Here is a 22,558-nt window from a genome sequence, read left to right as displayed (position 1 = left end):
ATACTTCGGAGCGCAAGTCATGGTGACCCGCTGGATATTTTCGCTCGCTGTCTACACGCTTTTCGCCGCGGCACTGGCGCAATACGCGGACCAGGCGCTTACTGCGCTCGCCTCCGGTTCCATCAACGTATGGAACATGGGCGCGGCGGGCATGGAAGAGGCGGGCGCAGTCAAGTATGTGAAGGACGCAAGCATTGCCGTGATCGGCGTTTGCTGGCCGCTTGCACTGAGCTTGAGCCGCTTTCCATACGGCACGCGCACGCTCGTTCTGTTGTTCTTCGCATGGATTCTGTGCGTGGTGTCGGTTGGGCTCGTGCCGTTCATTGCGGGCTCGACGCCATTGTTCTTTCTCGCTGCCGGATTGCGGTGGGTGCTTCTGGTGCATGCGTCGTTCGGACTATTTCTTTTCGCCCGATGGTTACCCGATGGCGTGCGAGGTCAGACGCTTTTCGTAGCCGCATTGCTGGCGCTCGGCGCGCTCGATTTTTATGTCGCGGTTCGGCAATGGATGCTGCTCGGTCAGGATCAGACTGCTTCGTTTGCTGGCGACCGATATACGGGTTTGCTCAGCAACGCGGCGCTCGCCGGGATGTATGCGATTTCCCTCGCATGCATGGCGCTGATTCTCGACCGGGCGCGGCTCGTCTTCCGTTTGATGTTATTGGCCGTGGCGGTGGCGATTGCGGTGTCTTCGGGCACGCGTTTCGCGATGATCTCCATCGCTCCGGTGGCCGGCGTCATGATCTGGGAGATGCTCGACGGCAGGCTCAATCGCAATGGCCGGATGCTTCTCGTGATCAGCGCGCTGCCGATTGCCGCATGCCTCATGATGGGCGGCTACACCCATATGGTCGATGCGGTCGGTCGCGGCGACGTTCTCGCCAATCAACTCGATGAAGGCGGGCGGCTGTATAACCTCGGCAACGTCGCAACCCAGCTATCGGAGGCGAATGCCGAAGAGCTACTGCTCGGACGAGGTCTCGGGGTCGGCACGAACACGGCCTTTACGATGCTGGAGCGCTCGGGTGTCGATCCGGAGCAGTACCGGTTCAATCAGCTTATCGATAACGCTTTCGTCACCATGCAGTTCCAGATCGGCGCATTCGGCATGCTCGTCTTCATGACGGGCGCGGTCGCATTCCTCTGGCGTATTCGTCCGCGTCATTCACGGTATCGGTCCGCGCGCTATCTGGTATTTCTCGGAATCACGATAGGCGCTTGTATGGATATCAATCTCTGGGAACAGTATCCGCTGGTGACGACGCTATTCCTCTGTTTCGGCGACACGTACTGGCGATCTGTGCGCGTGCCGGACCAACCCTACTCTCAAGATCTGGTGCGGAGCGGCCATGCTGGTATTCATCGCACCGTTTAGCGCGGTCGATCGCGAATCGAACAGGGATCTGGGCGCCGCGCGCAAGCTGGAATTCTTCCTGAGCCTCGCGACGCAGCTCGCGCACGACGTCGTGTTGATCAACACGGCGCATGAAAAGGAAGGGTGGTCGCATAGGGAGGTCCGCGATGCGCGCGTCGGCGACAGGAACATTCGCGAGATCACGCTGCGGCGCTATCCCGTGAGAACCATCGGCAAGATGTTGAACCTCTTCGAAGTGGCGGCCGTGAGCCGCGAGCTAGCGAAGCTGGGCAAGCCCGATACCGTGTGGATCTACAACCCGTACGCATTCGAGTCGCTTCTCGCGCGCGCATTGACGCGACAGTCCGGTGCACGTCTCGTCCTTCAATTCGAAGACTGGTTGTTCTCGCGGCGGCGCTGGCACCCCAAGCCGATGCTCGACTTCATCACATGGCGCTTTCTTTTGCCTGCGCCTTCGTTATGTCTTGCGGTCAACGAATACTTGTCCGCGCGTGAATTACAACGCAGCAGTTGCCCGGTCGTGCTGTGTCCGGGCGTGGTATCAGATGGCTTGATCGAAGTCTGCAGACGCCGTCGCCCTTTTTCGCGTGAAGGCACGCGCACGGTCATCGGCTATTTTGGCGGACTGAGCGCCGAAAAGGGTTCGGACGTGGTGCTCGATATGATCCGCCTATCAGGCGAACGGTTTGCCTTTCACGTATGCGGATCGGGCCCGCTGGCGGCGGAGTTCGAACGCCTGCGCGCCGAAGGTCACCCGGTGCGCTTTCACGGCCGGGTCGACGACGAGACATTGCTTACTTTGATCGCGGACTGCGACGTACTGGTCAATCCTCATGCTTCGATCGAAAAGATGAGCAACGGCGTGTTTCCCTTCAAGGTCGTCGAGTATGTTGCGTCGGGACGACTGGTCATTTCCACCGACCTTCCGGCCATCAGCATGAAAGAGATTCACGACGCCATCTGTTTCGCGAAGCCCGAAGCGGAAGCTATCGTTGAGGCACTGGCGAATGCAGAGGAAATCTATTTGCGCAAACTTTCGAAAATCGAGAAGGCAATCGATGCCGTTTCAGCGCTGCTCACGCAAGGGGCGTTCAGACATACTCTGTCGCCGATCCTCGCGAAGCGTGGAACGCAATAGGCATTCGATTGGCAAGTTGGCAACTCATTTCCCGATCATCTTGCGAAGCAGGGGCTTGAGCGCCTCGGGCACTCGCGCAAACGCCGCACGCGACAAACGGAAGCAAAGATACTTTCCCATGACCGATAACATCGTCCGATCGAGCGGAAGCGACTGGAGCGTAGTGTCCGGAAAGACATCATAGTTAGACGGCCGACCGAACCCCAGAAACGTCGAAGTCCGCTCGTCGAGACGGGAGACGAATTCGGTATTGACGATGATCGGCTCGGACTTCTGGATTTCGCTGTCAACCTGAAAGAACACACTCTTCCTCACGAAGTTCTTGTCCGCGACCGGTCTCGCCCGGTGAATGCCGTAAGTGTTATAGATGACGAGCGATCCGCGCGGCATCCTGAAACTCTTGACGGACGACGCGAAGTTTTCCGCGATGAACTCATCCGTATAGTCGCTGTACGCCTTTTCACCGGACCACAAGTGCGAGCCTTCGACATACTGAAACTCGCCGTCTTCGACATCCGACACATAGAAGATGAAAATGATGCCGGGGATCTGCGCGAATTCCCTGTCAGTCTTGTTATCGGTATGCCATTGCATATGATGGCCGCCATAGGTTTCGTAGTATCTCAGCGCCTTGAGCCTGAACTGATCTCCGAGATATCCTTCGCTGACGCCGAAGACGAACCGCGATGTCGCGAAGTCATAGAAAGTCTTCGAAACCGCCAGCAGGTTGGTCAAATAGTATTGTCTCTCCGAGAACACGCCGCTGACCTTGTTCACGTTCAGACTGTGCTTCGTCTCGGTCGCATCACGCTCTATTCTTGCGACGGTTTCGGGCGTCAGCGCGCAAGGGAATGCGAAGTAGCCTTTCTGATTCAGCTCGTCGACCACCTGACCGATATCGACGGAGAGGAATTCGCGGGTGAACAGCGCTTTCTCGAATCGGTCGTCCGCGTGAGCCGGGGCATTTCGCGTTGCTTCCTGAATCTCTACGGCGGTCAAAGGCAAGCTTGCCATTGGATTCTCCGAGTACGTTGCGGGTTGCGCGCGGACATTAAGCGTCGGCGTAGCCCATTCTCTGCACGTTATTCATGTAGTCCGCATAAGTCGCCGCAATGCCATCGCGCAGGGCAATCGTCGGCGACCAGCCGAGCGCCGCCAGCTTCGATACGTCGAGCAGCTTTCTCGGTGTTCCGTCCGGTCTCGACAGATCGAACTCGAGCGATCCGGAAAAGCCGACGACATCGCAGATCAGGCGCGCGAGGTCCGCGATCGCTATGTCCTTGCCAAATCCGATATTGAACAGACCTTCGATGTGGTCGCTATCCAGCAGCGCCAGCACGGCGGATGCCAGATCATCGACATGCAGAAATTCCCGTCTCGGAGAACCCGATCCCCACACCGGCAGAGACTGAAGTCCGTTGAGCTTCGCCTCGTGTGTCTTGCGAATCAGCGCGGCCAGAACATGCCCGTTCTGTAGATCATAGTTATCGTTGGGGCCGTAAAGATTCGTCGGCATCACCGATAGATAGCGCGTTCCATGTTGCTGGCTATACGCCTCGCAGAGCTTGAGACCGGCAATCTTCGCGATGGCATACGCTTCGTTGGTCTGTTCCAGCGCACCCGTCAGCAGATAGTCTTCCCGAATGGGTTGCGGGCAATGCTTCGGATAGATGCAGGAGGAGCCGAAGAAGACCAGTTCGGGCGTGCCGCTCGTGAACGCCGCATGAATCACATTGCTTTCGATGACGAGGTTCTCGTAGAGAAACGATGCCGGCTGCGTCGAGTTCGCGTGTATCCCGCCAACTTTCGCTGCGGCGAGAAGCACGACATCGATATTCTCCTGAGCGAAGAATGCCATCACGGCGCGCTGGTCGAGCAGATCGAGTTCCTGCCTGGATCGCGTGATCAGATGGTGATAGCCGCGCGTGGCGAGACCGCGCAGAAGCGCCGAGCCGACCATTCCGTTGTGTCCGGCGACGTAGATCCGAGAACCTTTATTCATGTTGGTGCTCAATCGTCCATTGAGGTGCGTTGATCGAAACGTGATGTCCCGCAGACACTGGATCCGGAGAGTCCTGACGTGCGATTGTCAGGTTAGCTATGCATATGAACAAGATCGCGTATGTGGCGGACGGTGCCAAGATATTGTCGCTGCCCATACTTATTCCTTGTCGACGACATCGATGACAGAATCGTGAGGGAAACGGCCTCATCGTGCGAGGCCTGCTTCGGCCAACGTCATGGCTTATTCGGCCATCGACATCGGTTGATCGGCGCGCCGGTCCTAAGCTTCGTGGAGGCGTGACGGCCGGTCGCGGGCTCATGGTGTGCCCGGAGGGACGGCTGCCGTGCGCTGGCAGTGCGCAAGGATGCGACAGGCTCTCGTCGGGGATAAAAAAATGGAATCTTTATTGGCAACAGGCAGTGCTGAACTCATCCATGATTCGAATCTCGAAGTCATTACGTCCGCAGGCGTCACGCTGGCTATCATCATCCGTGATTCGTACTCGAAAGAGGGAATCAACTTTCTGACGCCGCAGGAGTTTCCTCAGCAGCTTGCTTACATGGAACATCCCGCGGGAAAACTGATTCATGCACATGTGCATACATGTTTGCCGCGCCGGATCGAGTGCACGCAGGAAGTGCTGTTCGTCAAGCGCGGCCGCATGCGGGTCAGTCTTTACACCGCCGATCGGGAGTTCGTGACGAATCGTATGCTGCAGGCCGGTGATGTCATCCTGCTGGCTTCGGGAGGACACGGGTTCGAAGTCATCGATGACGTGTCGTTCATCGAGGTGAAGCAGGGACCGTATATCGGCGAGCAGGAAAAAGTGCGCTTCAATGAACCCGCAAGTCGAGCTTGAAACCAGAAGAGGCACGCGATGATCCCGGTAAACGAACCCCTGCTCGACGGTAACGAAAAGATCTATCTGAACGAATGCATCGAGAGTGGCTGGATCTCGTCGGATGGCGCTTTCGTCGAGCGCTTCGAGCGAGCCATGGCGAATTACGTCGGACGCAAGCACGCGATTGCCGTGGCGAACGGCAGCGCGGCGCTCGATATTGCGGCCGCCGCGCTCCAACTCGGTCCCGACGATGAAGTGATCATCCCGACCCACACGATCATCTCCTGCGCATCGGCCATCGTTCGCACGGGCGCTCGCCTGCGGCTGGTCGATTCGAGCCCGGATACGTGGAACATGGATGTCACGCAGATCGAAGCCGCGATCACTAGCCGCACACGCGCGATCATGCCCGTGCATACCTTCGGTCTGCCTGTCGATATGGCGCCGGTGCTGGCGCTTGCAAAGAAGCACGGGATCGCCGTCATCGAGGATGCGGCGCAGGCCATCGGCCAGACCTACGACGGGCGCCAGTGCGGCAGTTTCGGCGATATCTCGTGTTTCAGCTTCTACGCGAACAAGCATATTGCGACGGGGGAAGGCGGCATGATCCTCTGCGACGACGATGCGCTCGCCGCACGCGCGCGAAGTCTGCGCAACCTGTGCTTCAAGCCCGAGAGGCGTTTCGTTCACGAAGAGCTCGGCTGGAATTATCGAATGAGCAGTCTCCAGGCGGCGGTCGGGCTTGCGCAGTTCGAAAAGCTCGATGCGCACATCGCGCGAAAGCGGCAACTGGGGCAGCGCTATGAAACGCTCTTGCGCGGCGTGCGAGGACTGGAACTCGCGCCGGTGGCGTGCCCGTATGCCGATAACATTTATTGGGTGTTCGGTCTGATACTCGACGACAGCCTGCCCATCGATGCGGATCAGGCGCGCTCGATGTTGGCCGATGCGGGCGTGAGCGCACGGCCGTTCTTCTGGCCCATGCACGAGCAGCCGGTATTCCTCAAACAAGGCCTGTTCGATGGGGAGCACTACCCCGTCGCCGAACGCATGAGCCGGCGCGGACTCTATTTGCCGAGCGGCCTTGCACTCACCGAGGCCCAGCAAGACAAGGCGGTGGCCGCGGTTAGAAACATGCTGGCCACCTTTCTTTAAGCGACGCCGTTGCAGCGTCGCATTCGACTTCCTCATATACTGCGAGCTTGTTCAGGGAGCGAATCTTCGCTCACCTGAGCGCCGCGCGTCACCAGGCACGTCATCGGAAAGATCGTGCGGAGGCCGTTCGAAAGCTCGCGATACCCTCCGCGCCAATGTCTTGCCACTATCGGTCACGAGAACCATCCGGCCCGGATGCTATCTACAGTCAATGAACGCGACACGTCGACGTCATCGCACGCATCGATGATCTTTCGATATCGCGACCTCGAAAGCCGAGCGCAGCATTTCTTCCGAAGATTATGTGTGAAGGATCACGGAGTTTCTCAATGGAAATCGCAACGAGTTCCAAAGATGCAGTTCGTGCGCAAGAGCCGGGCGTTCAGCCTTGCCGCCGCATCGTGCCGGTCATTCTCGCGGGCGGTTCGGGCACGCGCCTGTGGCCAATGTCGCGCGAGCAGTTCCCGAAGCAACTTATCGGTGTGATCGGAAGGGATTCCCTTTTGCAGGCTACCGTCACACGAATGGAAGGATTCGCGGGTAACTTCGATGTCGACGCACAACCGATCATCGTGTGCGGCGAGGAGCACCGCTTTACGACTGAAGAACAGGTGCGCCTCTGCGGTGTCGATGCACGGATCATCGTCGAGCCCGCGCGTCGGGATACCGCGCCGGCGCTCACACTCGCAGCGCTCGCGGCCATCGCCGATGACGAAGATGCGATCCTGGTGGCGATGCCGTCTGATCATTGCATTTCGAACCTCGCCGCATTGCACGGCGCGATTTCAATCGCGGCGGAGTACGCCGAACGCGGCATGATCGTTACGCTCGGCGTTCCGCCGACGCGGCCCGATACGGGCTTCGGCTATATCCGCATCGGCGAGCCGCTCGACGACGGCGCGCATCTGATTGATCGTTTCGTAGAAAAACCCGCTGCCGAACTCGCCGCGCAATACGTCGCCGCGCAAAGTTATTGGTGGAACAGCGGCATATTCATCGTGCGGGCGAGCGTGTGGCTCGCGGCGCTCCAGCGCCTCAATGGCGAAATGCATGCGACCTGCACCGCCGCGCTGAACGACGGCAAGGCCGAGGGACATTTCATTCGTCCATGCCCGATTCAGTTCGGCCGTGTGCCCTCCGACTCGATCGATTACGCGGTGATGGAACATATCGGCGATGCCCGTTTGCCTTGCAAGGGCGTCGTCGTGCCGCTGGCGGCGGGATGGTCGGATCTGGGCTCGTGGGATGCGGTATGGGACGCGATGGACGAGGACGAGTCCGGCAACGTCGCGAGCGGACGTGTCGTGTTCGAAGGGGCGACGGCGAGTTATGTGCGCTCCGAAGGTGGACGGCTCGTCGCATGCGTGGGAACGGCGAACGTCGTCGTCATCGATACCGATGATGCCGTGCTGGTGGCGGACCGCGCACACGCGCAGGACATCAAGCAGCTGGTCACGCGCATCCGCGAACAGCACGCGCCGGAAGCGCAGATGCATCGAAAGGTGCGGCGTCCGTGGGGCTTCTACGATTCGATTGAACGCGGCGAGCGCTATCAGGTCAAGCATATCGTGGTGGCGCCGGGCGCGAGGTTATCGCTGCAGATGCATCATCATCGCGCGGAACATTGGGTCGTCGTGCGCGGCACGGCGCTCGTGACGCGTGGCGACGACCAGTTTCTGCTTTCCGAAAACCAGTCGACGTTCATTCCCCTCGGCGTACGCCATCGGCTGGAAAATCCGGGCAAGGTGCAACTCGAAATCATCGAGGTGCAATCGGGTTCCTATCTCGGCGAAGACGACATCGTGCGTCTCGACGATTGCTACGGCCGCATCTGACCACATCGACAGAGCTTTCGAAGCCGAGGTATGACATGCGCGATATTCAGGGATTGCTGGCGCGGTTTTTCGATATCGCCATGGTGGTGGGCGGCGCGACCATCGCATCGCGGATCAGGTTCGACAATGTCGCCGAACCGGGCTATTACATGCCGTTCGTCGCCATCGCCGCCGCGTTTGCGCTCGTGCTGTTTCCTGGCTTCGGCGTCTATGAATCATGGCGCGGACGCAGCAAGGTGGTGCTGGCGAGCCGCGTGTCGCTTGCATGGCTGGTCGTGCAGGCCTGCGTGCTCGTGCTGATGTTCTCGCTGCATCGGCTCGACGATGTCTCGCGCCTCTGGTTCGCCTACTGGACCGCGATGTCGGGCGCCTGGATGATCGTAGGCCGCCTTCTCACGCATGCCGTGCTCGCGCGCATGCGTCTGGCCGGCATGAACTTTCATCAGGTCGCTGTGGTGGGCTGCGGCACGCACTGTGAATCGATCATGCGCAGGATCGAGCGCGCGAGCCAATCGGGCTTTCGGACGATCGCGGTCTACAACGCATCGCCCGATATGCCGATCACCTCACGTGCACCGGTCTTCGATGATTTCGATGCATTCGTCCGGCACGTGCGCGAGCAACATGTGCACGAAGTGTGGCTCGCATTGCCGCTATCGCAGGATCGAACCATTCTGCGTTTCGTGAACGAGTTTCGTGAAGATCTCGTGAACGTGCGCTTCATTCCCGACGTGCGCAGTCTTGCGCTTTTCGAAAGCGGCGTGACAGACCTGCTGGGCGTGGCCGCGATCAATCTCGTGGCTTCTCCGCTTTCGCAAAGGGCGTTGCTGCAGAAAGATGTTTTCGACCGGCTGTTCGCGCTCGCTGCGCTGACTGCGGTCGCGCCGCTGCTCATCTGCATCGCGATCGCGGTCAAGCTGAGTTCGCCCGGACCTGTGTTTTTCAGGCAGCGCCGCAAAGGAGCGGACGGCCATGAATTCACCATCTACAAATTCCGTTCGATGCGCATGCATATCGAAGAGGCCGGCGTGCTCAGGCAGGCCACGCGCGACGATCCGCGTGTGACGCGCGTGGGCGCGTTCCTGCGCCGCACGAGTCTCGACGAGCTGCCGCAGTTCTTCAATGTCCTGCGCGGCGACATGTCCGTCGTGGGCCCGCGTCCGCACGCGCTCGAACACGACGATCTGTACCAGAAGGTCGTATCGGGCTATATCCATCGTTACCGGGTCAAGCCAGGCATCACGGGCTGGGCGCAGGTCAACGGCTTTCGCGGGGAAACGGACCGGATAGAAAAAATGGAAGCGCGCGTCGCTCACGATTTGTACTATCTGGGGAACTGGTCGTTCGCGCTGGATATGCGCATCATCATGGCGACGATATTCAAGGGCATGCGCAATAGCAACGCGTATTGATTCGCATGCATCGCGCGAAAGGCGCGATGCACGACATCATCGTTTGCGCGCGACGAAAGTCGCGGACAGATCCTCGGCGCTGAGTTCGCCGCCCATCCATCTCACGCTGTCCAGCACTTCGAAACCGCTCAGATCCAGCATCAGTTCCACTTCCGGTTTGAACATGTAGCGCATGACGTGCGTTTCGAGCACCGTCTCGACGCATTGCGTTTGCCAGTCCGTCATGAGGATCGTGTAATTGACCGCGACGGTGTTATCGTGAGGGCGCATCAGGGGTTCCGCGATGCGTATCACGGCGGTGTCTTCACTCGAAGCGCGTTTAACGCGCACTTTCGGCGGATCGGCAAGCACGGCCGGACCGTACCAGCAATCGAAGAGAAAGAGACCCGAACGCGGCAGATGCGTGGCCGCGGTGTGGCACATCGCCATGAAGTCGGCATTCGTCGTCTGATAGCTCGCGACATGAAACAGCGAGACTACGGCGTCGTAGAGCTCTTCGGTCCTGACGGTGCGCGCGTCGCCTTGCTGAAACTTCAGCCGCTTCGCGACCATGCCCGGCAGCGTGACGCGTCTCGCATCGGCGCGGGCGAGCATATCGGCGCTCATGTCCACGCCGGCCACGCTGAATCCGGTCGCCGCGAATTCCGCCGCATGCCGGCCGGTTCCGCAACCGAGATCCATCAGATTGCCACCGACGATTCCGTGCCGGCCGAGGAGGTCGGTGACGAACGCCGCCTCTGCCTTGTAGTTCTTCTCGTGATAGAAAAGATCATAGTATTGCGAGTATCGCTTGCTGAAGCTCATGTGAGCGACTCCGGCAGAGTATCGTTCGAATCGAAAGCACAGCCCCAAAGAAGTGAATGCTCACGACAGAGGGTAGTCGTCATGCCGTTGTCAGCCGTGCGCGTGACGGATTTCGGCAAGATGTTGGCCGGGTGGCGGACGACACTCAAAACGCCGGTCCTGGCCGCGTGTTGAAGGAATCAATACCTCGATTGGCGAAGATGGTGCATACGGAGACAACGTTTGCGCGCCGTTTGAACGCTTAACATGCTTGGCAATACGAAGCATATAGATGCAAATCGGACTGCAGGTAAGGAATGTCAACGGGCCGTAAGCGCCGCTCGGACGACGCGCCGTTCTCGGCCAAAACCATGCTTTTGCCCGCCACTGCGGAAAGGATGTACCGAATAGAACACTACGCTGCCGGAATCGTGCGGAATATACCGCGTCTTTCTGCAACCGAAAACATAGGGAGATAACGCCATGTCCCACGCGACAGCCTTCGGCGATGCAGAGATCAGCAGCCTCTATCACTCATCGGAAGAGAGAGTGACAAGCCTCATAGGAATTCTGTTGTACGACGGATTCTCGCTTCTTGGCGCAGGCACACTTGCCGAGGCGCTCCATATCGCCAATGAACTGCAATTATCTGGCTTGAGCAAGAGCGTGAAATATAGCGTTCGCCTCGTCTCGGCTCGCGGTGGCGCGATAGCCTGTTCGTCGTCCGTTTGCGTGTGGACCGAGCGGCTGGGCGGCCAGCGGTTTCAGGGCTTCGATGCGCTGTATATCGCGGGCGGAACGGGTGTTACCCGTGCGGCCACGGACGAAGGGCTCATCGAGGTATTGAGGATTGCGTGCTCGCAAAGCCGCGTGGTCAGCTCGCTCGGCAACGGCGACGTGCTGCTCTCTGCTGCGGGCGTGTCGCGGCGCGCCTGGGCTTCGGTGGAGCGCGGCGCATGGAATCCCGGCGCGTCGAAGAGCGGACCATCGACGGAACGCGGCGATGCGCTGATCAATTCGCTCGCGCTCGTCAAGCGCGATCTGGGCTATGACGCCGCGACAGCGGTGGCTGATCGCCTCGCCTCCTGCAACGACCAGCATCTGCCGATCATGCTCAGCACGATCGGCACGACCACGCTCGCGGAAAAGGCCCAGGAATCGGCGCGCTGGCTCGAACGCAACTGCGGACGCGCTATCTCCGTGGGCGACGCGGCGCGTACCGTCGCGATGAGCGAACGCAACTTCCTGCGGCTCTTCAAGCGCGAAATGGGTCTGACGCCTTCGCAATATCTTCTGCGCGCACGCCTCGATCTCAGTTGCGAGTTACTCGCCAAAAGCGATCTGCCGATAGACAAGATCGCGCGCAGAACCGGACTCACCAATGGCGAACGGTTTTCGAAGGTGTTCAGAAAGCAATTCCTGATGTCGCCGACGGAATACCGCTCGCGAAAGAAGAGCGGCGACGCGGCGTGACATCGAACATCCGTCCCCAGCTCGACAGCGGCGACGTATCCACGTCGAGCATGCGCAACGCCTTCCACACGACAGTGGCCACCGTGTCGTAGGCGGGAATGTCCGTCTCGCGTTCGAACGGTTGCGCAAGATGCGCAGCGTGCAGGTTCGTGCAGAACGTGGTCATCGCATCGGGGCGCGCGAATGCGGCTTCGCGCATCATCTCGGCGAGAACGTCGTCGGGCACCTCGGCGAATGCGAAGTTTTCGCTAAGGCCCAGATGCCGCTCTGCCACGCATTCGATGCCGAGTCTTTCGTAATTGCGGATGATGCGCGTCTGCACATCGTCGATATAGGGCGACACGATGCCGAGACGCCGCACGCCCGTCTTCGCGAGGATCTCGTTCAACGCCAGCACGGATGTGGTCGCGGGTATGCCGGTCGCCTGCGTCAACTGACGGCATAGCGCCTCGTCGCGTTCGAAGCCGAGCCAGCCCGCCGAGGTGCCGCTCCAGCCGATCACGTCCACGCGCGCATCGGCGAGTTGACGCGCGGCTTCGAGGATGCGGCTGACGTCGAACTGGCCAAGCGCCGCATCGCGCAGGCTGATCTCCGTCACGGTGAAGCGCGCGAAGTGCGCGCTCACGTGCGGCAGCGCGCTCAGCATCGCGCAGGTAAGCGGTTCGAGCGCCGTGTTGGACGAGGGCGTCAGGATGCCGAGCCTGATACGTTTCGTTTGCATCGCGATGCCTCGCTAATCGGCCAATAGAATCTTCACGCCCTCGGCCGCTTCGTGGCGCAGCGCGTCGAGATCGAGACCGGGAATCACACCGTCATCGACGACCATGCGGCCGTTCACGACGTTGTAGCGCACGCGCGCCGGCTCGCCCGATGTCACCGGCGCCACCGCGAGATCGTGATAGCCGTAGAAGCGGAGATCGTCGATGTCGTACAGCACGAGGTCCGCGGCCTTGCCGACTTCGAGTGTGCCGACCGCATCGAGACCGAGCACGCCCGCGCCGCCCGCGCTGCCCCAGTGAATGGTCTCCTCGACGGTCGTCGCCGATACACCTTGCGCCGCGCGATGCACGAGCCACGCGAAGTGCGCCTCGTTGATCATGCTGCCCGATTCGTTCGACGCGACGCCGTCCACCGCGAGCGACATCGGCACGCCCGCCGCGGCCATCTGCGGCGCGGGGGCGATGCCGCTGCCGAGCCGCGCGTTGCTGACGGGGCAGTGCGCGCAACCGCTGCCGGTTTCGGCGAGCATCGCGATCTCGCTCGCTTCGAGATGCACGAGATGCGCGAACCATACATCGGGGCCGAGCCATTCGTGATCGGCGACGAACTCGACTGGCAGCTTGTCGAAACGTTCGCGGCAAAAGTCGACATAGCGCCGCGTCTCCGAAAGATGCGTATGCATCCGCAGACCCATGCCGCGCGCCGCCCGCGCGATCTCGGGCAACAGCGCGGGCGGCAGCGAGAAGGTCGGCGTGGTGGGTGCGACCACCACGCGGCGCATCGATGCTGGGCGCGGGTCGTGATAACGCGCCTTCAGGCGTTCGATATCGGCAAGCATCTGATCGAGCGTCTCGGGCTTCAGCGCGACCTTCGAAAAGCCGGGATGATCGCCCGCCGCCTGCAACGCGCCGCCGCGACAGAGCACGAACCGCAGGCCGAACGACGCCGCTTCGTCGAACAGCAGATCGCCGGTCTCCGTGGTGCCATCCGCGTGATAGAGATAGTGATGATCGGCGCACGTCGTCACGCCCGACAGAAGCAACTCGGCCATGCCAAGACGCGCGGCGACGCGCGCGAGGTCCGGCGTGAAGCGGGCGAGGCGCGGATACGGCACGGCCGCGAGCCATTCCTGCAGATCCGCGTTGATGCCCGAAGGCACCGCCTTCAACAGATTCTGGAACAGATGATGGTGTGTGTTCACCCAGCCCGGATAGACGACGCAGGACCGCGCGTCGATGACGCGCTCGCCCTCGCGTGCTTCGAGATCGGGCGCGATGGCTTCGATGACGCCGTGACGGATGCGAATGTCGACCTGGCCGAGACGCGCGGCATCGCCACGCAATCCGCTCATCACCGCAACCGGACGTTTGATTAGCAATGCTTGGTGTTGTGTGTTCATGAACGTTTGTCCTGTCATCACGTTTTACTCGCGCACCAACTTGTGCGCAGGCACGACCTCATCTTCGTGCGCGCCGTTGAGCACTGCGTTGAGCACGACCGATACGAGGCACGCGAGCACCACGCCGCTGTGCACGAAAGGCTGCGTCCACTCGGGCATTTGCTTGAAGACCTGCGGCGCCATGACGGGAATCAGCGCGGTCGCGATGGTGAAGCCGACGATCAGCACGTTATAGCGATTGCGCTCGAAGTCCACTTTCGAGAGCGTCTGCACGCCCGCCGCGACCACCACGCCGAACATCGCGATGCCCGCGCCGCCGAGCGCCGCCGCAGGCGTCGAGGCCACCACCGCGCCGAACTTCGGCACCAGCGCGACCACGCACATGAGCACGCCGCTGACCGCGACGACCCATCGGCTGCGCACGCCGGTCAGAATGACGAGCCCCACGTTCTCCATGAACGCGATGAACGGGAACGCAGCGAACATGCCCGCAATCGCGCTCGCGAGACCGTTCGCACGCATGCCGCGCACCGCGTCCTCTTCGCTGATGTTCTTGTCGACGATATCGCCGATCGCGACGAAGAGACCCATCGACTCGACCATTTGCACGACCATCACGACGATCATGGTCAGCACGGGCACCACGGAAAACACCGGCATGCCGAAGTGAAACGGCAGCGGCATCGTGAACCACGGCGCGTCGGCGACATTGCGGAAGTCGCCCATGCCGAGCGCGCACGCCAGCGCGCTGCCCGCGATCAGGCCGATCAGCACCGAGAGATTGCGCAGGAACGCATTGGCGAAGCGGTTGATCGCGAGGATCACGAGCGCCACGAACAACGCGACGCTCAGATACGGCAGCGCGCCGAAGTGCTGCTGCGCATGCTCGCCGCCGCCCGCCCATTGATACGCTACCGGAAAGAGCTGCAGCCCGATCACGGTGACGATGCAGCCCGTCACGACTGGCGGAAAGAAGCGGCGCAAGCGTCCGACGAGCGGTGCGGCGAACATCGTGAACACGCCCGCGCCGATTACCGCGCCGCACACGCCCGCGAAGCCGACGCCCGGACTCATGCCGATCGCGATGACCGGGCCCACACTGCTGAACGCGACGCCTTGCAGGATCGGCAGGCGCACGCCGAACTTCCAGAACCCGACGGTCTGCAGCACCGTCGAGATGCCCGAGCAGAAGAGCGCCGTGCTGATAAGCACGGTGGTGTCGGCGGGCGACATCTTCAATGCGGATGCGACGATCAACGGCACGGCAATCGCGCCGATATAAGCGACGAGCATATGCTGCAGGCCGAGCGTGATCATCTGCCGTTTGGGCAGGACGCGATCGACGGGGTGTTGGTCGGTGTTCATCACGTGTCTCCTGATTTATCTTTATCGGCGGCTTCGTTGGTCAGGCCATGAGCGGGATGGCGAGACAGGCATGAAAGCGCTCGTTCAGCGCGGCGCGGTCGAGTTCGCGTCCGATGAACACCATGCGTGACGAGCGCGGCTCGCTGCCCCACGCCTGCGCCGCGCGCAATTCGACGATGTCGTGCACGCCTTGCAGCACGTAGCGATAGGGCTGGCCTTTCACCGCGAAGATGCCCTTCATGCGGAACAGATTCGTCGCGTCCGATGCGCGCAGTTCGGCAAGCCAGGCTTGCAGCGCGTCGAGATCGACATCTGCCTCGACTTCGATGCCGACCGAAGTCACGGTCTCGTCATGGTGATGATCGTCATGGTCTTCTTCGTGATGATCGTGGTCATGGTGGTCATGATGGTCGTCGGCTTCGACGAGTTGCTGCGCGAACTCATTCGCGCCCACGCCCAGAATGCCGCGCAGATCGATCTGCGCGTAGCTCGATTCGACAATCTCGGCCGTCGCGTTGAGCCCGCGAAGTCGCTCCGTGAGCGTGGCGATGTCCTGCTGTGTCACGAGATCAACCTTGTTGATCACGATGCGGTCCGCGCACACGATCTGGTCGACGGCCTGGTTGTCGCGGCCATCGAGAACGAGGTCGTCGAGATGCGCGGCGATATGCTTCGCATCGACCATCGTCACGACGGCGTCGAGCGTCACGCGCTGCGCAATCGGATCGTCGATGAAGAAGGTCTGCGCGACGGGATAAGGGTCCGCCAGCCCGCTCGTTTCGACGATGATGTGATCCAGCCGTTCGGGCCGCTCGACGAGCATCCTCACGATACGCACGAGGTCCTCGCGCACCGCGCCGACGCAGCACACGCAGCCATTGGTCATTTCATAGATTTCTTCGGTCGATTCGAGCACGAGGCCGCCGTCGATGCCGACTTCGCCGAACTCGTTCTCGATCACCGCGATCTTGTGACCGTGCTTTTCGCGCAGGATGTAGTTGAGCAGCGTGGTCTTGCCCGCGCCGAGAAAGCCGGTCAGCACCGTGACGGGAATCTTGTCGAATGCGTTGTGCGTGGTGTGGATGTGAGTCATTGCATGTCTCCTTTGAGTCTTCGGGTCAGTCAGGCTTCGTGTTCCTTCCAGCGACGCACTCCGTTGCAATCGAGGCCGAACAGATCGAGCACGCGCCCGAGCGTGTGATCGATCATCTGGTCGAGTGAAGCGGGGCGCGCGTAGAACGCGGGCACCGGCGGCGAGATGATGCCGCCCATCTCGGTCACGGCGACCATGTTGCGCAGATGCGCCAGCGTGTACGGTGTTTCGCGCGCGAGCAGCACGAGCGGGCGGCGCTCCTTGAGCGTGACGTCGGCGGCGCGCGAGATCAGGCTCGATGAAAGTCCGCTGGCGATTTCTGCAAGCGTCTTCATCGAGCACGGCGCGACGATCATCCCGAGCGTGCGGAACGAGCCACTCGAAATGGCGGCGGCCATGTCGTCGCATCGATACGTGCGGCTCGCGAGCGCGCTGACATCGGCGAGCTTGTAGTCGGTCTCGTGCGACATCGTGAGAAGCGCACTGCGCGAGATGGTCAGATGCGTTTCGATATCGAGTTCGCGCAGCCATTCCAGCAGCCGCACGCCGTACACGAAACCGGACGCGCCGCTGATGCCCACCGCGATGCGTCGCGTGCTCATCGCGCGGCTCCTTGCAGAATCTCGTCGGCGCGACGCATCGCATCCTCGCCGATGCGCGCGCGTATGCCGTCGAAATGCGAACCGCGCGTCGCGTCGATGCCCATGCGCGAAGTCGTGCCATCCACCGACGAAGAGGGATCGAGCGGACTGCCCGGCAAGCCGCCGACGATGAACACGTCCTCATGCGGCTGGGCATGCGCGGCGATCGCCCACAGCACCTGTGAATCGTCCGTGATGTCGATATCGCTATCGACGGCCACGACGTGCTTGAGATACGGGTCCCAGCCGAGCAGCGCCAGCATGATCTGACGCGCTTCGCCATCGCGCGTCTGTTTCAACGCGACATAGCAATGAAAGTGCGTGCCGGAGTTCGGATAGTGCAGCGCCGTGACGGAAGGAAAGCGCGCCTTCAGCTTCTCGCTCATCTCCGCTTCGCGCGGCAGGCGAGCGAGTGTGAGATGCTCGGCATACGGACCGCCGACGACATCGACGAGCCATGCATCGCGACGGCGCATCATCGTGTCGACGCGCAACACGTTGTTGGTCGAACGGTCCGACGAATAGCCCGTGAATTCGCCGAACGGGCCTTCCTCGGCGCGCGCTTCGGGATCGATCGTGCCTTCGAGCACGAACTCGGCGGCGGCGGGCACGCCGATGCCGTAACGCGGCGTGCGCACGAGTTCGAGCGGTGCGCCGAAAAGTCCACCGGCGATCGCGCGCTCATCGGCTCCGAAAGGCACGCGCGATGCCGCCGCGAGCATGAACAACGGATGCGCGCCGATGACCATCGCGACCTTCAGCGTGTCGCCGCGCGCCTGCGCCGTCTGCAACATGCGCCACAAGTGGCCGCGCGAATGCAGGCTGGTCGCGAGCGCGTTCTTCGCGTGGCGCATCGAGCGGTGATAGCTGAGATTGGCGATGCCCGTCACCGGATCTTCCGCGACGATCACGGCATTCGTGATGTACGGTCCGCGATCGGTGGCGAAGTGGCGGATCATCGGCAGTTGCGCGAGATCGACGGCGTCGGCTTCGATGACTTCATCGAGCACGGGACCGCTTGCGACATGCACCGGTGCGATCGGTGCGTTTGCGCGCTGTTGCCAGGCGTCGAAGAGATCACGCGCATCGACGTCAAACAAGCGGCCGATACGCTCACGCGAAGCGAAGAAGTTGGTCGCCAAAGGCGTGCCGATGCCTTCGACGTTCTCGCACACGAGCATCGGATGCTGCCCGCGCGATGCGAGCGCCGCGACGACCGCCGTGACATCCTGATCGGCGGACAGCGGCTGCGTGAGCGTCAGCACGTCGTCCGGATAACGCTCGCGATACGCAAGCGCGAAGCAATGAAAGTCCTGCGTGGCGCGAAAGAGGTTATCGGCCATCGTGAGCTCCGTTGGAAGGAAGAAGGGGCGCGTGCGCAACCGCGCCCCGCGTGATGTCAGGCTGTCTGCGCGACTTCGTCGCTCTTTACGTAGGTCGCCTTCAATCGCTTCTCCGCTTCGGCAAGGTCTTTCGGCGGTTTGGTCGGCTCGATGCCGACCAGTCGCGCGATGTTGTTGCCCATGTAGTCTTCGAGGCCGTCCTCGTCGAGATCCATGCCCTGCGGCGCGGGACCGCACAGCATCTCCAGTTCGCGCAGCCACATGCCCGGTTCGTTCGGCGGCGAATCGGTGCCGAAGACGATCTTGTTGCGCGGCAACTGACGCGCGAATTCGACGATGCGCGACTGATAGCACCAGCCCGATTCGCAATAGACGTTGGGCGTGTCCATCGCCATCCAGAAGGCTTCGAACGAGTAATTGCCGCCCGTCTGAATCCCGAAGTGACCGATGATGAAGTTCACCATCGGGAATTCGCGGATGATCGGATAGAACTGTGTCGGAATCGTGTAGGGGCCATCGCCGGTATGGATCAGCACGACGACGCCCAGCTCCGCGCATTTCTTCATCGCCGGGCGCAGCCAGTCGAGCGCGCGGTCCGGTCTATAACCATGCATGTTCGCGTGCAGCTTGAGCATCTTGAAGCCGTATTCCTTCACGTGGAATTCGAGTTCGGCCGCGCCGTTCTCCGGGCCCCAGCGCGGGTTATACGTGAAGTTGCCGATGAAGCGGTCCGGATACTTCTGCGTAAGCTCTGCGATATACGACATGTAATCGCGAATGCCTTCACGCCCGCGCCGGTTGCCGTCGCGATAGCCGGTGTTGCCCGGCGGCGGCTGAATAAAGCCCATGTCGATACGGCGCGGCTTGCCGTTGATGATGTACGGGCCGTCCATCATCTTGAGCAGGCGTTCGCCGGTGAAGGGCTCGCCCGTATGCCGCCAGGCTTCGTCGACGAGATTGGTCGGATGCAGATGGGTATCGATGATCATCAGCGCGCTCCTGCGTAGTCAGATTCTTTGCATTGGTCGAGATAGGCCTGTGCTTCCTCGACGCTTCGCGGCGGCGCGCTCGGTTCGATGCCGAGCATGCGCGCGAGGTTGTTGCCGAGATAATCCTCGAGCGTGTCTTCGTCGAGGTTGAGGCCTTGCGGCGGCTCGTGACAGAGCACTTCGAGCAGGCGCAGCCACATGCCCGGTTCGTTGGGCGGCGTGTCCGAGCCGTACAGGATCTTGTGCGTGGGCAATACCTTCGCGAACTCGACGATGCGCGATTGCAGACACCAGCTCGACTCGCAATACACGTTCGGCGTATCGAGCGCCATCTGATACGGCTCGAAACAATAGACGCCGCCGGTCTGCACGCCGAAGTGCGCCATGATGAACGGCACCGACGGAAACTCGCGGATCAGCGGATACCACTCGCTCGGAATGCTGTACGGACCATCGCCGGTATGCAGCTTCACGATGAGCCCGAGGTCCGCGCATTTGCGCAACGCGGGGCGCAGCCAGTCGAGCGCGCGATCCGGCCGGTACGCATGCATGTTGGCCTGCAATTGCACCATCCTGAAGCCGTGCTCCTTCGCATAGAACTCGATCGCGTCGGCGCCGTTCTGCGGGCCGCAGCGCGGGTTATAGACGAAGCAGCCCAGCAGACGGTCGGGATACTTCTGCGTGAGTTCGACGGTATAGGCCATATAGTCGTCGATCGACTCGCGGCCGGAGCGCACGCCGTCGGTCCACGTATAGATGGTGTTGCCTTGCGGCGGCTGAATGAAAGCCTTGTCGATACGGCGTGGCTTGCCGTTGATGATGTACGGTCCGTCCATCACCTCGATCAGGCGCTCGCCGGAAAACGGCTCGCCGTCATGGCGCCAGGCGAGGTCGACGAGATTGGTCGGATAACAGCTTGTGTCGATGATCATGGTCTCGATCTCCTTGAGGGGAACTGGCGTGTCCAGTTGCCGGATCGCGGGCAGGCGCATCGATGGAACGAAAGCTCTCGCGAGCTTGCCCATGCGGCCTTTTGCAAGACGCGATGTGCTTGCGTCTTCCCCTCGCCGGCATCGAGTGTCACACTGATGTGCACTGCTGCTTGCGATGCAGTCTCACAAGTTATGTACGCTCTGTACAATATTTTTTGATCACGATCTTGATACGTTGACGATATGGACATGCGGCTTTTGCGGTACTTCGCGGTGCTCGCCGATGAACTGCATTTCGGCCGCGCAGCCGCGCGGCTGCACATTTCGCAGCCGCCATTGAGTCAGCAGATCCGCATCCTCGAAGAGGAGATGGGCACTGCGCTCTTTCTGCGCTCGCAACATCGGGTCGAACTTACCGAGGCAGGGAAAACACTGAAGGAACAGGCGCCGCTGATCTTCGCGCAGTTCGAGCGCGCGATCGATCTCACGCGCTGCGCGGGTCGCGGCGAAGTGGGAAGCCTCGAGATCGGCGTCATCAGCTCGGCGATGGTCGAGCCGATACCACGCGCGCTCGGCGTGTTCGCTCGCAAGCATCCGCAAGTGAGGTGGACGCTGCACGAGATGACGCCCGCCGCGCAGATTCAGGCGTTGAAGGAACGGCGGCTCGATGTGTGCTTCTTTCGCGTATCGCACGAAGATCCGGAGATCGTCAGCGAAGTGGTGTTGCGCGAACCGGCGGTGGTCGCGTTGCCGTTGTCGCATCCGTTCGCTTCACGCGGGGAGATCGCGCTGCGCGAGCTCGAAACCGAACGCTTTCTGTCGTTCGGTTTGCTGCAGTCGCAACTCGCGCGGTTTCTGCGCGACTGTTGCGTCGAAGCGGGATTCACGCCGCGCATCGAGCAGGAAGTCGTGGAACTGCACACGCTTCTATGTCTCGTGCGCGAAGGGCTTGGCGTTGCGTTGCTGCCTGCATCGGCGCAGCAGTTGTCGGGCGGCGGGGTCGCATTCGTGCCGCTCGCGGCGCCCCGTCCGGAAGTGTCGCTGCATGCGCGTTATCGCGCGGAAACGCCGTCACCCGTGCTGGCGCGGTTTCTCGATACGGTGCGTGAAGTCGTCAACGCCGGGGGCGCGCGTTGACCGTTTGCGCGACGAGTTCGCGTATCGCATCGACGAGCGGCGCGACGCGCGCGGACTTCTCGCGCGGCCATACGGCGTAGAGGTTGTAGTGCGTTGGAATCTCGACGTGCGTCAGTTCGATCAGCCTGCCGTCGCGTTGCGCGTCGGCGGCGAGCAGCCCGCGCGCAAGTCCGACGCCCACGCCCGCGCTCGCGGCGGCGATCAGCCCCGCGGCGTTGTCGAAGACAGCGAGCGCATGTGGCTCCACTTCCGGCAGGCCGGCGGCGGCGAGCCACGGAATCCATGAGCGCATGGTGTAGCCGAGTAAAGGCAGCGCGAGTACCTGTTCCGGCGTGAGCGGCGCCGCGAGTCCTCGCGCGTGCAGCAAGGCGGGCGAGCCCATGACCGTCAGACGGTCGCCGCTGATCAGCGCATTCTCGAAGCCATCCCATTCGCCATAGCCGTAACGCAGCGCGAGATCCACGCGCTCGAATGCGCTGCGATCGTGACGCGGCGCGGACAGCATCGTCAGCGAGGTGCCTGTCAGCGCGCCGAGCAACGCGGGCAAACGTGCGACGAGCCAGCTTTGCGCGAGTTCGGGATCGACGTCGAGCGTGATGGACTGCTTCACCGCGCGCTCCTTCACCGACGACAACGCACGGTCGATCTGTTCGAAGCCATCGCCCAGCTGGTTGGCGAAGAGCGCGCCCGCATCGGTGAGCACGACGCGCGCGCCCTCGCGCACGAACAACGGCTGGCCGACGAACTCTTCGAGCGTGCGGATCTGCTGGCTGATCGCGCTGTGCGTGAGCGACAACTGCCGCGCCGCGCTCGAAAAACTGCCGGCGCGCGCCGCCTGCAGAAAGGCCTGCATCGACTGGATCGAAGGATAGCGCTTCAACATGGGTGTTAGCCGGGCTTACGGATGATCAAAGAAATCGTC

20 protein-coding genes are annotated in these 22,558 nt (G+C 61.5%); 8 read left to right on the top strand and 12 right to left on the bottom strand.

Annotated features, from left to right (window positions below; translation table 11 throughout):
• Positions 1–19: 19 nt before the first annotated feature.
• Positions 20–1,375 (top strand): hypothetical protein, encoded by a 1,356-nt coding sequence (locus AWB80_RS26055; protein ID WP_143328142.1) that lies wholly within the window; start codon positions 20–22, stop codon positions 1,373–1,375.
• Positions 1,350–2,513: a glycosyltransferase family 4 protein gene (locus AWB80_RS26050; protein WP_061177544.1), complete on the top strand. Its 1,164-nt coding sequence runs from the start codon at positions 1,350–1,352 to the stop codon at positions 2,511–2,513. Before AWB80_RS26055 ends, AWB80_RS26050 begins: the two co-directional genes overlap by 26 nt.
• A 24-nt stretch (positions 2,514–2,537) precedes the next feature.
• Here AWB80_RS26050 and AWB80_RS26045 read toward each other — a convergent pair whose 3' ends face one another.
• Complete coding sequence (locus AWB80_RS26045; RefSeq protein WP_061177543.1) at positions 2,538–3,527, bottom strand: phytanoyl-CoA dioxygenase family protein; 990 nt, start codon at positions 3,525–3,527, stop codon at positions 2,538–2,540.
• A gap of 37 nt (positions 3,528–3,564) precedes the next feature.
• Complete coding sequence (locus AWB80_RS26040) at positions 3,565–4,515, bottom strand: GDP-L-fucose synthase family protein (RefSeq protein WP_061177542.1); 951 nt, start codon at positions 4,513–4,515, stop codon at positions 3,565–3,567.
• Positions 4,516–4,882: 367 nt separating this feature from the next.
• On the opposite strand from AWB80_RS26040, the gene AWB80_RS26035 reads away from it, so the two are divergent.
• The 4 genes from AWB80_RS26035 to AWB80_RS26020 all read left to right on the top strand — a co-directional run bounded on the left by AWB80_RS26035 (position 4,883) and on the right by AWB80_RS26020 (position 9,761).
• Positions 4,883–5,377 carry a cupin domain-containing protein gene (locus AWB80_RS26035; RefSeq protein ID WP_244206730.1) on the top strand — a complete coding sequence of 165 codons (495 nt, stop codon included), beginning with the start codon at positions 4,883–4,885 and terminating at the stop codon, positions 5,375–5,377.
• 18 nt (positions 5,378–5,395) lie between these two features.
• A complete protein-coding gene (locus AWB80_RS26030) occupies positions 5,396–6,514 on the top strand; it encodes a DegT/DnrJ/EryC1/StrS family aminotransferase (RefSeq protein WP_061177540.1) in 1,119 nt (372 codons plus the stop codon).
• 329 nt (positions 6,515–6,843) lie between these two features.
• Positions 6,844–8,349, top strand: coding sequence for a mannose-1-phosphate guanylyltransferase/mannose-6-phosphate isomerase (locus AWB80_RS26025; RefSeq protein ID WP_061177539.1), 1,506 nt, complete (start codon positions 6,844–6,846; stop codon positions 8,347–8,349).
• A gap of 35 nt (positions 8,350–8,384) precedes the next feature.
• Positions 8,385–9,761 carry an undecaprenyl-phosphate glucose phosphotransferase gene (locus tag AWB80_RS26020; RefSeq protein WP_061177538.1) on the top strand — a complete coding sequence of 459 codons (1,377 nt, stop codon included), beginning with the start codon at positions 8,385–8,387 and terminating at the stop codon, positions 9,759–9,761.
• A gap of 36 nt (positions 9,762–9,797) precedes the next feature.
• On the opposite strand, the gene AWB80_RS26015 is transcribed toward AWB80_RS26020, so the two are convergent.
• A complete protein-coding gene (locus AWB80_RS26015) occupies positions 9,798–10,565 on the bottom strand; it encodes a class I SAM-dependent DNA methyltransferase (RefSeq protein WP_061177537.1) in 768 nt (255 codons plus the stop codon).
• Positions 10,566–11,027: 462 nt separating this feature from the next.
• Between AWB80_RS26015 and AWB80_RS26010 the strand changes: the two genes are divergently transcribed.
• The gene (locus tag AWB80_RS26010) at positions 11,028–12,017 is read left to right on the top strand and encodes a GlxA family transcriptional regulator (RefSeq protein ID WP_061177536.1); all 990 of its coding nucleotides are present in this window, start codon (positions 11,028–11,030) and stop codon (positions 12,015–12,017) included.
• Here AWB80_RS26010 and AWB80_RS26005 read toward each other — a convergent pair.
• From AWB80_RS26005 to AWB80_RS25970, 8 genes are read right to left on the bottom strand one after another with little or no spacing between them, the layout of a single operon-like run.
• Complete coding sequence (locus AWB80_RS26005) at positions 11,950–12,738, bottom strand: maleate cis-trans isomerase family protein (RefSeq protein ID WP_143328141.1); 789 nt, start codon at positions 12,736–12,738, stop codon at positions 11,950–11,952. The two genes, AWB80_RS26010 and AWB80_RS26005, sit on opposite strands and share 68 nt — an antisense overlap.
• Positions 12,739–12,750: 12 nt before the next feature.
• Positions 12,751–14,136, bottom strand: coding sequence for an isoxanthopterin deaminase (locus AWB80_RS26000; RefSeq protein ID WP_061177574.1), 1,386 nt, complete (start codon positions 14,134–14,136; stop codon positions 12,751–12,753).
• A gap of 24 nt (positions 14,137–14,160) precedes the next feature.
• On the bottom strand, positions 14,161–15,501 hold the full coding sequence (locus AWB80_RS25995) for a nucleobase:cation symporter-2 family protein (RefSeq protein ID WP_061177535.1): 1,341 nt from the start codon (positions 15,499–15,501) through the stop codon (positions 14,161–14,163).
• A 40-nt stretch (positions 15,502–15,541) separates the two neighbouring features.
• Positions 15,542–16,594 (bottom strand): CobW family GTP-binding protein, encoded by a 1,053-nt coding sequence (locus AWB80_RS25990; RefSeq protein ID WP_061177534.1) that lies wholly within the window; start codon positions 16,592–16,594, stop codon positions 15,542–15,544.
• A gap of 29 nt (positions 16,595–16,623) precedes the next feature.
• Positions 16,624–17,196, bottom strand: a complete 573-nt coding sequence (locus AWB80_RS25985) for a UbiX family flavin prenyltransferase (protein WP_061177533.1) — start codon at positions 17,194–17,196, stop codon at positions 16,624–16,626.
• Positions 17,193–18,578, bottom strand: coding sequence for a UbiD family decarboxylase (locus AWB80_RS25980; protein WP_061177532.1), 1,386 nt, complete (start codon positions 18,576–18,578; stop codon positions 17,193–17,195). The genes AWB80_RS25985 and AWB80_RS25980 overlap by 4 nt, the downstream gene beginning before the upstream one ends.
• 56 nt (positions 18,579–18,634) lie before the next feature.
• Positions 18,635–19,567: an amidohydrolase family protein gene (locus AWB80_RS25975; RefSeq protein WP_061134279.1), complete on the bottom strand. Its 933-nt coding sequence runs from the start codon at positions 19,565–19,567 to the stop codon at positions 18,635–18,637.
• Positions 19,567–20,499, bottom strand: a complete 933-nt coding sequence (locus tag AWB80_RS25970) for an amidohydrolase family protein (RefSeq protein WP_061177573.1) — start codon at positions 20,497–20,499, stop codon at positions 19,567–19,569. Before AWB80_RS25970 ends, AWB80_RS25975 begins: the two co-directional genes overlap by 1 nt.
• Before the next feature lie 243 nt (positions 20,500–20,742).
• Between AWB80_RS25970 and AWB80_RS25965 the strand changes: the two genes are divergently transcribed.
• Positions 20,743–21,636 (top strand): LysR substrate-binding domain-containing protein, encoded by an 894-nt coding sequence (locus AWB80_RS25965; protein WP_061177531.1) that lies wholly within the window; start codon positions 20,743–20,745, stop codon positions 21,634–21,636.
• Here the strand turns inward: AWB80_RS25965 and AWB80_RS25960 are convergent.
• Complete coding sequence (locus AWB80_RS25960) at positions 21,614–22,519, bottom strand: LysR family transcriptional regulator (protein WP_061177530.1); 906 nt, start codon at positions 22,517–22,519, stop codon at positions 21,614–21,616. The genes AWB80_RS25965 and AWB80_RS25960 overlap by 23 nt on opposite strands.
• Positions 22,520–22,558 lie beyond the last annotated feature (39 nt).

Source organism: Caballeronia pedi, assembly GCF_001544915.2.
GTDB classification, from domain to species: domain Bacteria; phylum Pseudomonadota; class Gammaproteobacteria; order Burkholderiales; family Burkholderiaceae; genus Caballeronia; species Caballeronia pedi.
Note: the sequence above shows the minus strand (reverse complement) of the source record. Positions and strands in the feature narration are given on the sequence as shown.